This window comes from Cesiribacter andamanensis AMV16 (assembly GCF_000348925.1).
GTDB lineage: Bacteria > Bacteroidota > Bacteroidia > Cytophagales > Cyclobacteriaceae > Cesiribacter > Cesiribacter andamanensis.
The window spans coordinates 1-11,422 of record NZ_AODQ01000137.1 but is presented as its reverse complement, the minus strand read 5'-3'; the positions used below and the strand labels follow the sequence as shown (position 1 = coordinate 11,422).

The following is an 11,422-nucleotide window of genomic DNA, read 5'->3' as shown; positions in this document are numbered from 1 at the left end:
GGTTGGAGGAGAAATTAGGGTCTTAGGCAAGGGCTTTGGCCTTTGCAGCGGCTATTTTTACCTGCCAGCCTTCGGGCAGTTTTTCGGTAATCTCTACATTGTCAAATTCCTGGCTTTCGCGGGCACCCACTTCTCTGGCCCAGGCGGCCATTTTGCTGATGCCTTCCTGCAGGCTTACGGGCTCCTTGCCACCAAATACCTCATGGGCCTTGGAGTGGTCGGAGTAAGCATGCAGTACTTCCTTGCGGGCTTCCAAATGCTTGATGTTGGGCTCCACGCCAAACTCTTTGGCTACGGTCTGGGCCAGTTCGTTCACTGTATAGGGGCGGTCGGCACCTACGTTGAATACCTGGTTGTAGGCAGCAGGAATGTTTACAGAGTTGGCAATGTGCGGAGCTACATCATCAATATAGCTGAAGGCGCGGGTTTGCGTGCCATCCCCAAAAATGGTCATGGGCTTGCCCTGCATGATCTGGTTCATGAAGATACCGATCACATTGCGGTACTTATCGCCAATGTTCTGGTTCTCACCATACACATTATGCGGACGGAAGATCACATAGTCCAGGCCAAACATATGGTGAGCGGCCTTAAGGTCCATTTCAACGGCATACTTGGCTACGCCATAGGGATCCTCAGGCTGGGGCACCATGTCTTCGATCATGGGTACCTGGCCCGGGCCATATACCGCAATGGAAGACGTAAAGACAAAACACTTTACTTTATGCTTTACTGACTGGTTAATGAGGTTTACACTGCCAATCAGGTTGTTGTTGTAGTTAAAACGGCGGATAAAGTGCGAAAGACCCTCGGCAGCATAAGCGGCCAGATGGTATACATACTCAAACTTATGCTCTTCAAAGAGCTGCTCTACCAGTTCATTGTCCGTAATGGAGCCCCTGACAAAGGTTACTCCCTGCGGAAGGTGGTCTTCAAATCCACCACTCAGGTCGTCTAACACAACCACCTCGTGGCCCATGTCTAAACAATGCCGAGCCACATGTGATCCAATGAAGCCGGCGCCACCGGTTACCAAGCTTTTAGCCATACTAATTGTAGTTAAGAGAAATAGGTTGTTAAAAAATTCTGTGTTGTTCTTCTTTGAAAAAGTTCTCGCGCTGCGCCTGCGCTGCACTGGCGCTACGATTGCACTGCAAGTAATACGGGTAAAGCGCCCAAGGGTTACCCCCTCAGGCTATAAATACGGCAATCTACTTACAGGCTCTGGTAGGCCAGTCCGTCGGCGCGGCGGCGCATAATGCCTTTTACATCATACAGCAGGCCGCCCTTGTTCAGCAGCTTCTTGAAAAAAGCACTGTCCTGGCGCTCATATTCCCGGTGGTTAACCGCCAGAATAATAGCATCATAGGTACCTGTTGGCGCCTCTACCAGTCCAAACCCGTACTCATGTTCCAGTTCTTCGCTGTCGGCATGCGGATCGGCCACGTCTATGTTTACCATAAACGACTTGAGTTCCTGTACGACATCCGCCACCTTACTGTTACGTATATCGCTAACGTTCTCTTTAAAAGTTGCGCCAAGCACCAGCACGCGGCTTTGCTTCAGCGATTTGTCCATGCCAATGATGTGCTGCACCACGCTCTTGGCAATGAGGGCGCCCATGCCGTCGTTGATGGTGCGGCCCGAAAGGATCACCTTGCTGTGGTAGCCCAGCTCACTGGACTTATGGGTGAGGTAGTAGGGGTCTACGCCAATGCAATGGCCGCCCACCAGGCCCGGCTTAAAGGGCAGGAAGTTCCACTTGGTACCGGCGGCTTCCAATACCTCAAAGGTGTTGATGCTCATCTTGTTGAAGATGATGGACAGCTCGTTCATGAGCGCAATGTTCACATCGCGCTGGGTATTTTCGATGATTTTGGCGGCCTCGGCTACTTTAATGCTGCTGGCCTGGTGCACCCCGGCGGTAATGATGGCACTATACACCTTGGCAATCTGCTCGGCCGATTCGGCATCAGAGCCTGATACGACCTTCACAATTTTGGTAAGGGTATGCTCCTTATCACCCGGATTGATGCGCTCCGGGGAGTAGCCTACTTTAAAGTCCTGATTGAATTTCAGGCCGGAGAGCTTCTCCAGTACCGGTACACAATCCTCTTCGGTGCAGCCGGGGTAAACGGTTGATTCGAAGACCACATAATCGCCCTTCTTCAGCACCTTGCCCACCGTGGTACAGGCGCTCAGCAGGGGTTTCAGGTCGGGGATCTTATGCTCGTCGATGGGGGTTGGAACAGCCATTACATAAAACTGCGCATCCCGGATTTCTTCCAGGCTTGCTGTGAAATGGATGTCGGTGCCCTCAAACTCTTCCGGGCTTAGTTCCTTGCTGGGGTCGATGCCCTGGCGCATCAGCGCTACCCGCTTCTCGTTAATATCGAAGCCGATCACAGCAAACTGCTTGGCAAATTCCAGGGCAATGGGCAGGCCCACATAGCCCAGACCAATCACACAGATCTTGGCTTTCTTCTGCTGCAGGTCGTCAAAGAGCATTGTCATATCAATAGTATAATGAGTATCAGGAAATAAAGGAGCAACCTTAGGAATTAATGGCTGCTTTGCTTAGCTGCCAGATGCCCTGCAGCATCTTTAGGAAATCTTCCATCTGCTGCAGGGGAATCATGTTGGGCCCATCGCTCAGGGCTTTTTCGGGCATGGGGTGGGTTTCGATGAAGAAACCATCTACCCCTGCGGCTGCTGCGGCCCGGGCCAGGTAGGAAGCAAACTGGCGCTGGCCACCACTGCTGCCGCCCATACCCCCAGGCTGCTGTATGCTGTGGGTCACGTCAAAAATCACCGGAGCGTACTGGCGCATGATGGGCAGCGCCCGCATGTCTACCACCAGGTTATGATAGCCAAAGGTGGTGCCCCGTTCGCAGAGCAGCACATTGGCGTTGCCGGTTTCGCGCACCTTGTCGGCGGCATATTTCATATCTTCCGGGGCCATAAACTGGCCCTTCTTCACATTTACGGCACGGCCGCTGGCACCGGCAGCCAGCAGCAGATCGGTCTGGCGGCAGAGGAAGGCGGGGATTTGCAGCACATCTACCACCTGGGCCACTTCAGCTACCTGATGGGATTCGTGGATGTCGGTGATCACCGGCACGCCCACCTCCTTTTTGATCCGCTCCAGGGTGTGCAGCGCCCTGTCCATGCCTACCCCCCTGAAGGAAGTGGCAGAGGTACGGTTGGCCTTATCAAAGGAGGCTTTGAAGACATAGCCAATATCAAGGCGGCGGCAAATATCGGCCACAGTGGTGGCCACCTCCAGGCAAAGGTCGTAGCTCTCTACCGCACAGGGGCCGGAGAGCAGCACCAGCCGGTCTTGGCCTGTTTTTACCCCCTCAGCCAGGGTTACCGGAGTAGTATATACATTCACAGCGAAATGGATTAAAGGTGTTAAAAGCGGTTTAGCCCTTGTGTTGCAGATAGGTATGGATGGCTTCTTCAAATACCCCTGGCGGCCATCACCAGATCGCCTACTTCGCGAAATACACCCCCACCCCCGGGAGCATTGGTCACCAGGTGGGCATGCTGGCGCACATAGGGCAGGGCATCGGCCGGGCATACGGCCAGGCCGCAGTGCTGCAGAATGGGTATATCGATGATATCATCGCCCAGAAAGGCCACTTCTTCATCCTTGAGCCCGTGCTCCTGCAGAATGCTGCGATACTGGCTGATCTTATCCTTGATACCGTGGTAGTGCACATCAAAGCCCAGCTCCAGCATGCGGTTGCGCACCACCTGTGAGTTGCGGCCCGTAATGGCACCGGTAAAGATGCCGGCCCACTGCAGCAGCTTCATGATCTGGCCGTCCTTTACATTAAAGATCTTGTACTCGTTGCCGCTGTTATCATAAATGATGCTGCCGGCGGTAAGCACCCCATCCACATCGGTGATGATGGCTTTGATCTTGCTGGCGCGGGCAATCACATCTTTGGAGTAGGCCTGTAGTAATACGTGCATCCGGACTAACTTTAGCGCAAAAGTACCACTATTTGCGCATTAGTTTCCACTTCACCGAGTACAAATCCAGGCGGCGCTGCTGCAGGTTGCGTACCGAGCCCTGGGTACGCAGCTTTTTGAGCAGGTCCAGGTCCAGGTCTACGATCAGGGTGGTTTCGGTATTGGGCGTAGCCTCGGCTACAACCGCATCGTGCGGAAAGGAGAAGTCCGAGGGCGAGAATACGGCCGACTGCGAGTACTGGATGTCCATGTTCTCAACCCGGGGCAGGTTGCCCACGCTGCCGGTAATGGCCACATAGCACTCATTCTCAATGGCACGGGCCTGGGCACAGCGGCGCACCCGCAGGTAGGCATTTTTGGTATCGGTCCAGAAGGGCACAAACAGGATATCCATATTCTGCTCGGCCAGTATGCGGCTCAACTCGGGAAACTCCACATCGTAGCAGATCAGGATGCCAATGCGGCCGGCATCGGTTTCAAATACCGAGAGCTGATCGCCCCCCTGCATGCCCCAGAAGCTGAACTCGTCGGGGGTAATGTGCAGCTTGTACTGCATGTCCATGGTGCCATCGCGGCGGGCCAGGTAGCAGACGTTGTAGAGCTCGCCATCGCTGTACATGGGCATGGAGCCGCAAATGATGTTGATGTTGTAGCTTACGGCCATGTTGAGCATCTCATCGCGGATACGCTCGGTAAAGTCGGAGAGCAGGCGCACGGCATCCGGGGCATTCACCTCATTGAAGAGCGCCATCAGCGGGGCATTGAAGAACTCGGGGAACATGATAAAGTCGGCATTGTAGCTACTGACCGTATCCACAAAGAACTCTACCTGCTGCAGCATGTCTTCTACAGAACGTACCCGGCGCATCTGCCATTGCACCAGCCCGGCCCGCACCAGCGACTTGCGGCGGCCAAAGGCTTTTTCTTCCTCCTCGTAATACACATTGATCCACTCCAGCAGGGTGGCATAGGCTTTGCTGGCCTTATCATCCGGCATGTAGCGGGTCATTACCTTGCGTACGTGGAATTCGTTGGCCAACTGAAAGCTCAATACCGGATCGTAGATTTCCTTTTTGCGTACTTTTTCGATGTACTGCTTGGGGGTAAGCTTTTTATGGTAGTTGGCATAACCCGGAATGCGCCCGCCGGCAATAATGGCGCGCAGGTTCAGGTTTTCGCACAGCTCCTTGCGGGTATCGTAGAGGCGGCGGCCCAGGCGCATGCCCCGGTAGTCGGGGTGTACAAACACATCGGTGCCGTAGAGGGTATCCCCTTCGGAATCGTGGGTATCAAACTTGCCGTAATTGGTGATCTGGTCGTAGGTATGCTGGTCGCCAAAGACCGAATAATCCACAATAATGGAAAGGGCGGCGGCAACCAGTTTGCCCCGGTCTTCGATGCAGATCTGGCCTTCGGGAAAAACCTTCAGCAGGTTGGTCAGTTCTTTTTTGGTCCATGCGCCACCCACTTTCGCATACACCATGTTCATGATCTCCTTTATATCGTCGTAATCCGACAGGCGGATGGTTCGTAACTTTAATCTATGTTCGAGTTCCTGATGATTCTCTACCATTAATAGGGACGTTATGAAAAGTTTGTGTATCTATGGGTAACAGCAAGCTGCAGGCCACAGTTTGTGCAAAAATACGCAATGTAGCGGCAACTAAAACCATGGCGGCTCAATATGTTGGCTGGCTAGCGGGCTGCCCGCTTTTGAATTTAAGAAGGGGATGTTAATTTTAGGCAAATCAGCTCCCATTTTCAACTGGCTGTAACCATTTCTTGTCTATGAGACTCCTGCTCACTTTTATAGGTACGGTACTTCTTATCATGGCGTTGGATAACCGCCTGGGTCAGCTGCCTCCCCTGGGGCGTTTTCTGGATCCCCTGAACGGCTTTTACCAGAATGCGGCCACCCCCTACTCCTCCCGTGATTCAGAGACCTTTTACTTTGATCAACTAAAAGGAGAGGCCGCTGTTGCCTTTGATGAGTTTATGGTGCCCCACATCAAGGCCAGCACCCCCTATGATCTCTATTTTCTGCAGGGCTACGTTACGGCCCGCCACCGGCTCTGGCAAATGGAGGTGCAAACCCACTTTGCAGCCGGGCGCCTGAGCGAGATCTTTGGCGAGAACATGCTGGAAGCCGACCGCCTCACCCGACGCAAAGGGCTGCTCACCGGCGCCAAGGAAGCCCTGGCCGCCATGCAGCGCGATCCCGAAACGGCAGAGGTGGTGCAAGCCTATGCCGATGGGGTTAATGCCTACCTCTCCCGTCTGAAGTACCGGCACAAGCCCTTTGAATACAAGCTGCTGGGCTATGATCCCGAGGCATGGACCCCCTTAAAGTCGGCCCTGCTGCTGATGTACATGGCCGAAGACCTGGCCGGCTATGATGTGGACCTGGAAAATACCAACCTGCTGCGCCTGCTGGGGCGGGAGGATTTTAATCTCTTATATCCAGACCGTTTGCCGGGCGAAGATCCCGTAGCCCCTTCCGGCACCCGCTGGAACTTTGGCGCTGTACCGCTACAGGAGCGCCCGCTGAGCTATCCTGACATTGCCATTACCGACACCCTGCCCAAGCCCAACCCGGCCAATGGCAGCAATAACTGGGCCGTAAGCGGCAGCAAGACGGCCAGCGGACGCCCCATTCTCAGCAATGATCCGCACCTCTCGCTTAACCTGCCCTCGGTCTGGTACGCCATTCAGCTGCAGGGGCCCCAGGTTAATGTGTACGGCGTAACGCTGCCGGGGGCACCAGGGGTTATTATTGGCTTTAATGACAGCATTGCCTGGGGCGTAACCAATGCCACCCGGGATGTTAAGGACTGGTACCGCATTCAGTTCCGGGATAGCAGCCGGCAGGAGTATGCCTTTGATGGCGGCTGGCAGAAATCCGAGAAAGTAGTGGAACGCTTTGCGCTGCGCCCTTCCTGGTTCTGGCAGGGAGAAGGGGAATATCTGGATACGGTGCTCTATACCCGCCATGGGCCGGTTGTCTATGACCGCAACTTCACCAAAAGCAGCGAAGAACAGAATTTTGCCATGCGCTGGGTAGCTCACCAGCCGGGCAACAGCCTTAAAGCCTTTCTGCTGCTCAACCAGGCGCGTAACTACCAGGACTATGCCCAGGCGCTGAACCACTACCAGACCCCCGGCCAGAACTTTGTATTTGCTTCTGTAAGTGGCGACATTGCCTTGCGGGTGCAGGGCCGCTACCCGGCCAAGTGGCAGGACCAGGGGCGCTTTCTGATGGATGGCAGCCGCTCTGATTTTGAGTGGCAGGCCTTTATCCCCAATGAGCAAAATGTGCTGGTGCGCAATCCCGAAAGAGGCTTTGTTAGCTCGGCTAACCAGATTCCGGCCGATAGCTCCTATCCCTATTACATCTACGACCAGACCTACGAGCATTACCGCAACCGCCGCATCAACCAGCAGCTACAGGCCATGCAGAACATCAGCCCGCAGGATATGATGCGCCTGCAAACCGACAACTACCACCTGCAGGCAGCCGAAACCCTGCCCTGGATGCTGCGCGGCCTTAACCTGCAACTGTTACGACCTGAGGAGCGCCGGGCGGCAGAGGTGCTGCGCAGCTGGAATTTTGAAGCCCTGGCCGAGCTGGAGGCCCCGGCTATATACCAAAGCTGGTGGACGACACTCAAGAACCTGACTTTTGATGAACTTGATTCGCTGGAAGTAGCCGTAATACAGCCCTCAAATGCGGCCATGGCCAATTTGCTGCAGCACCATCCCAACCACCCCCTGCTGGACATTTCCTATACGCCCGAGCGGGAGCGCCTGCCCGAGCTGCTAATGCGCTCCTTCCGGGAAACGGTAAAGGAACTGGCTGAATGGGAGCAAACGCATGAAAAATCCCTTAGCTGGGGAAATTACAAAAACAGCAGCATTCGCCACCTGACCGGTCAGGAAGCCCTTAGCTTCAGCGGCCTGCAAATACACGGCGGCAGGGGCATTGTAAATGCCAATAGCGGCCGGCATGGCGCCTCCTGGCGTATGGTGGTAGCGCTGGGCAGCCCCATAGAGGCCTGGGGCATTTATCCCGGGGGTCAGTCGGGCAATCCGGGCAGCCCCTACTATGCCAATTTTCTGGAAAGCTGGCGCAAAGGTGAGTACAACCGTCTTTATTTTATAACGGAACAGACCCCCTTTGCCGATAAGATCCTTTTTACCCACACCTTTACACCCCCTGCAGCCCAATGAAAATAGCCGTTAAACTCTTCCTGATTGTGTTTCTGGCTTTTTGGGCCGAACAGGTATTTCCCTGGTGGTCGGTGGCCGTGTGTGCCGCCCTGGTTTCGGCCCTTATTCCTACTACGGGCAAAAAAGCCTTTTGGAGCGGTTTTGCCGGTATTGGGCTGCTGTGGCTGTTTTTTGCCTTATTTTACAGCATACAGACCGATTTTGTGCTTACCCAGCGGGTGGCCAATCTCTTTGGGGTAGGCAGTTCGGTGGTGATCATTCTGCTTACGGCCCTCATTGGGGCGGTGGTGGGTGGCCTGGGGGCGCTCACTGGCAACCAGCTACGGCAGAGCCTGCGGACGGCCCCTCCCCGTCCGCGCCATTACAGCAGCGCTCAGGATGAGGCTGGCAACTAAGCAGCTAAGGCCGCCAGGGGGCTAACAGCAGCAGAGCCCTAGCCGCATCCTAGGCAGAATCACCGGCTAGCGCCTTCTGAGGGCATCCTCAAACAGGTCCAAGGCAAACGGCTGCAGCCTCTCCTTTTGGAGCAGCTGCAGCCGTTTTACAATACGTCTAGCGAAGGCTTATTCTGTTGGCGCAGGCCAGATCTTTACCCCTACTGCCTCAAAGGAGTAGATGGTATCGGCCTGCTGAATGGCAGCAATCTCCTCGGGCGATTTGCCTGCATCTTCGGCAAAGTGGCGCAGCTCCTCTACCGAGCTTACTTTGCGTTTAAGGGTGCCTTCCATTACCACTTCCTGCCCGTTGAGGTCCTTAGGAACAAAGAAGCCGTAATCTTTGAATGTAACACGCATGTCTTCATCTCCCGTTACGGCTACCTTCATCCAGCAGCCTTTTTTGGCACAGCTGCTGAGGGCTGTACCGCTCAGCGTTACGTAGGTAGAATCGATGTTTTGCAACAGGCTGGGTACCTGCCGGGCAGACAGAGCCCCTTCCGTGTCGATCTCTGCCCCATAGCTGGTGGCAAGTTCTCCCTGCAGGGTGGGCACATTGGTTTCTGCAGCGCTATCCTGCTGAGCAGGCTGGCAGGCGCCCAATAGGGCAAGAAGCCCGGTGGCCAAAAGTAGGTTTTTCATGCTACGAGTATACGCAGAACAGCAGAGAATTTCAAGTTTGGGGCAGCAGGCAGACGCAATACCGCAGAGGATCAAGGGACTAGGCAACCGCTACGGCGCTCAATTCCCCCAGAATGGAATGGGTAAGTTGCTCCACCACCCCTTTGCGGCGCAGGAGCAGCTGCGGATCGGTTTCCTGCATGGCCAGTACTTCCTGCAGGTTTTCAAGGGCTGCCTCCAGCGGAAAGAGCTCCAGCAGTCGCAGGCTGCTTTTGTGTTTATGGGCCACCTTTGCCAGAAACTGGGGTTCATCCAGGCGGCCGCTGCTCAGGTCCTGCAAGAGCTCTTCGCAGTTGCGGGCAAAGAGGGCTACCAGCTGCCGGCGGAACACCTGGTCCTGCCCGCTTAGCTTTTGCAGGCGCTCATCGATATGCAGGCGCAGGCCGGAAGGCGCCGGACTGTGCAGGTACTGCTGCAGCAGGTTTTGCAGCTGCTCGGGCATGTAGGGCTTCTCCAGGTAATCGGTAAACACCCCTCCCTGCACCCGCTGCCGGGCAGCCGATAGGGAAATGATGGGAATGCGGGCGTAGTGCGGGCTAAGCCGGCGAATCAGGCGTACGGTGGCTGCCCCATCCAGGCGGGGCATGTGCAGGTTCATCAGGATCAGATCAAACTCTCCCAGCGCTGCCAGCTTCAGGGCTTCCAGTCCATCGGCAGCCACCGATACCCCATAGCCCCAGCGGCTAAGCAGGCGCTCGGCTACCAGACGGCTCACCCGGTTATCTTCAACCAGCAGCACCTTGGCTTTGTGGGGGTGTACGGGAACAGTGGGATTTTCTCGCATGAACGGGCTCCGGCAGAAGCGGTCTTAAAAGTACACATCCCGAGCCTTACTGATCAAACGCAGGCCGGCTCCCAAACATGCCGGGATGTAAGAAAATATGCAATTCTTCAGTATAGCTCTTTTATTAAACTTTTATTCTGACCGTTACAGCAGATCCAGCACTTCTGCAGAAAAGAAAAAAATGAGAAGGATGGTGTTATAGGCACCATCACCTGACCTAAGCTCCTGACAGGCAACTCTTAGCGATAGATTGCCCCAAAAGTCCGCTGTTTAAAAAAACTAAAAAGCTATGCAGAAGTAAGAGAAGCCCTCATTCCGCACCAGCGGCCCCTGCAGTCCCGAATATCAGTATAAAATCCAATTTGCGGCTCCTTATTTCTGGACAAAAACAAGAAGAGCCGGCAGGGCCGGCTCTTCTAAAATGGGGTAATTTCCTTAGGCTCAGATTCTAAGGCTTTTCATAAATGCCGCATTTTTTTCACTGCTTTGCAGGGAGGTGCCCGCATCAAAGCGCTCCTGCTCCACAAAGAAGTATTCCATGCCGGAAGCTTTCGCCTGGGCTAACAGACTGCTGTAATTTACCGAGCCGGTGCCCAGTTCGGTAGAGGCATTTTTTTCGTCCGGGGCGGCATCCCTGAGGCGATCTTTCACATGGCCCAGCTTGTAGCGCCCTTTGTGCTCCTGCAGGTGCTGCGCCGCATCCATTCCGCCTACCCCTATCCAGTACATATCCAGCTCAAAGTCTACCAGTGCCGGATCGGTGTTTTCCAGCAGGATGTTTTGCGGAATTTGTCCCTCCTGCTCCACAAAGGTATACTCGTGGTTGTGGTAGGCAAAGCGCAAGCCGTTTTTGCGGCAGATCTCGCCATACTGGTTGAAGCGGTCGGCCATGCGGCGGTAATCGTCCAGGCTTTTCTGGGCACCCTCGTAGGGGTCTATCAGGTAGGCCATACCAATTTCGGCTGCCTGGGCGGCTTTGGCCTCCAGTCCCTCCTTAACGTTGCAGTGCGAGGCTACCAGCGCCATGTTCAGCTCATCCATATAGGATTTGAATTCCCGGTTGCTCATGCCCCAGAACATGCCCTGCTGCCCCTCAAAGCTCTCGATCTGGGTGTAGCCATAAGAGGCCAGCTGCCGCAGGGTTTCCCGGGGGTCTTTGGCCATGTGCTCTTTTACCGTCCAGAGCTGGATGCCGAAGGCTTCCAGGGCACTGCCCTGCTGCTGGCGGGTAGCGGTGGTATCGGCAGGAGTGTCTCCGCCCTCCTCAGCATTTCTGCGGTTGGTATCGCAGGCGTAGAGGGGCAGCATCAGGCCC

10 protein-coding genes are annotated in these 11,422 nt (G+C 55.0%); 2 read left to right on the top strand and 8 right to left on the bottom strand.

Going from position 1 to position 11,422, the window contains the following annotated elements; all coding sequences use genetic code 11:
- Positions 1-22: 22 nt before the first annotated feature.
- From ADICEAN_RS17940 to ADICEAN_RS17920, 5 genes are all read right to left on the bottom strand, one after another.
- Positions 23-1,048, bottom strand: coding sequence for an NAD-dependent epimerase/dehydratase family protein (locus tag ADICEAN_RS17940; RefSeq protein ID WP_009197073.1), 1,026 nt, complete (start codon positions 1,046-1,048; stop codon positions 23-25).
- Between the two features lie 167 nt (positions 1,049-1,215).
- Positions 1,216-2,508 (bottom strand): nucleotide sugar dehydrogenase, encoded by a 1,293-nt coding sequence (locus ADICEAN_RS17935; protein ID WP_009197072.1) that lies wholly within the window; start codon positions 2,506-2,508, stop codon positions 1,216-1,218.
- A gap of 46 nt (positions 2,509-2,554) precedes the next feature.
- On the bottom strand, positions 2,555-3,394 hold the full coding sequence (kdsA, locus tag ADICEAN_RS17930; RefSeq protein ID WP_009197071.1) for a 3-deoxy-8-phosphooctulonate synthase: 840 nt from the start codon (positions 3,392-3,394) through the stop codon (positions 2,555-2,557).
- A gap of 68 nt (positions 3,395-3,462) precedes the next feature.
- On the bottom strand, positions 3,463-3,981 hold the full coding sequence (locus ADICEAN_RS17925; RefSeq protein ID WP_009197070.1) for a KdsC family phosphatase: 519 nt from the start codon (positions 3,979-3,981) through the stop codon (positions 3,463-3,465).
- A 28-nt stretch (positions 3,982-4,009) separates the two neighbouring features.
- Positions 4,010-5,554, bottom strand: coding sequence for a bifunctional GNAT family N-acetyltransferase/carbon-nitrogen hydrolase family protein (locus ADICEAN_RS17920; RefSeq protein WP_009197069.1), 1,545 nt, complete (start codon positions 5,552-5,554; stop codon positions 4,010-4,012).
- A gap of 215 nt (positions 5,555-5,769) precedes the next feature.
- On the opposite strand from ADICEAN_RS17920, the gene ADICEAN_RS17915 reads away from it, so the two are divergent.
- Positions 5,770-8,208, top strand: a complete 2,439-nt coding sequence (locus ADICEAN_RS17915; protein ID WP_009197068.1) for a penicillin acylase family protein — start codon at positions 5,770-5,772, stop codon at positions 8,206-8,208.
- A complete protein-coding gene (locus tag ADICEAN_RS17910) occupies positions 8,205-8,603 on the top strand; it encodes a hypothetical protein (protein ID WP_009197067.1) in 399 nt (132 codons plus the stop codon). Before ADICEAN_RS17915 ends, ADICEAN_RS17910 begins: the two co-directional genes overlap by 4 nt.
- Positions 8,604-8,771: 168 nt before the next feature.
- On the opposite strand, the gene ADICEAN_RS17905 is transcribed toward ADICEAN_RS17910, so the two are convergent.
- The 3 genes from ADICEAN_RS17905 to ADICEAN_RS17895 form a co-directional block, all read right to left on the bottom strand.
- Complete coding sequence (locus tag ADICEAN_RS17905) at positions 8,772-9,284, bottom strand: DUF4920 domain-containing protein (protein ID WP_009197066.1); 513 nt, start codon at positions 9,282-9,284, stop codon at positions 8,772-8,774.
- A gap of 79 nt (positions 9,285-9,363) precedes the next feature.
- Positions 9,364-10,107: a response regulator gene (locus ADICEAN_RS17900; RefSeq protein ID WP_009197065.1), complete on the bottom strand. Its 744-nt coding sequence runs from the start codon at positions 10,105-10,107 to the stop codon at positions 9,364-9,366.
- A 441-nt stretch (positions 10,108-10,548) separates the two neighbouring features.
- Positions 10,549-11,422: sugar phosphate isomerase/epimerase family protein (locus ADICEAN_RS17895; RefSeq protein ID WP_152426508.1), on the bottom strand; the 874-nt coding region annotated here is incomplete at its 5' end.

Coding starts and splice junctions, on each gene's coding strand:
- ADICEAN_RS17940 (WP_009197073.1), bottom strand. CDS start 1,048: ATGGCTAAAAGCTTGGTAACCGGTGGCGCCGGCTTCATTGGATCACAT.
- ADICEAN_RS17935 (WP_009197072.1), bottom strand. CDS start 2,508: ATGCTCTTTGACGACCTGCAGCAGAAGAAAGCCAAGATCTGTGTGATT.
- ADICEAN_RS17925 (WP_009197070.1), bottom strand. CDS start 3,981: ATGCACGTATTACTACAGGCCTACTCCAAAGATGTGATTGCCCGCGCC.
- ADICEAN_RS17920 (WP_009197069.1), bottom strand. CDS start 5,554: ATGGTAGAGAATCATCAGGAACTCGAACATAGATTAAAGTTACGAACC.
- ADICEAN_RS17915 (WP_009197068.1), top strand. CDS start 5,770: ATGAGACTCCTGCTCACTTTTATAGGTACGGTACTTCTTATCATGGCG.
- ADICEAN_RS17910 (WP_009197067.1), top strand. CDS start 8,205: ATGAAAATAGCCGTTAAACTCTTCCTGATTGTGTTTCTGGCTTTTTGG.
- ADICEAN_RS17905 (WP_009197066.1), bottom strand. CDS start 9,284: ATGAAAAACCTACTTTTGGCCACCGGGCTTCTTGCCCTATTGGGCGCC.
- ADICEAN_RS17900 (WP_009197065.1), bottom strand. CDS start 10,107: ATGCGAGAAAATCCCACTGTTCCCGTACACCCCCACAAAGCCAAGGTG.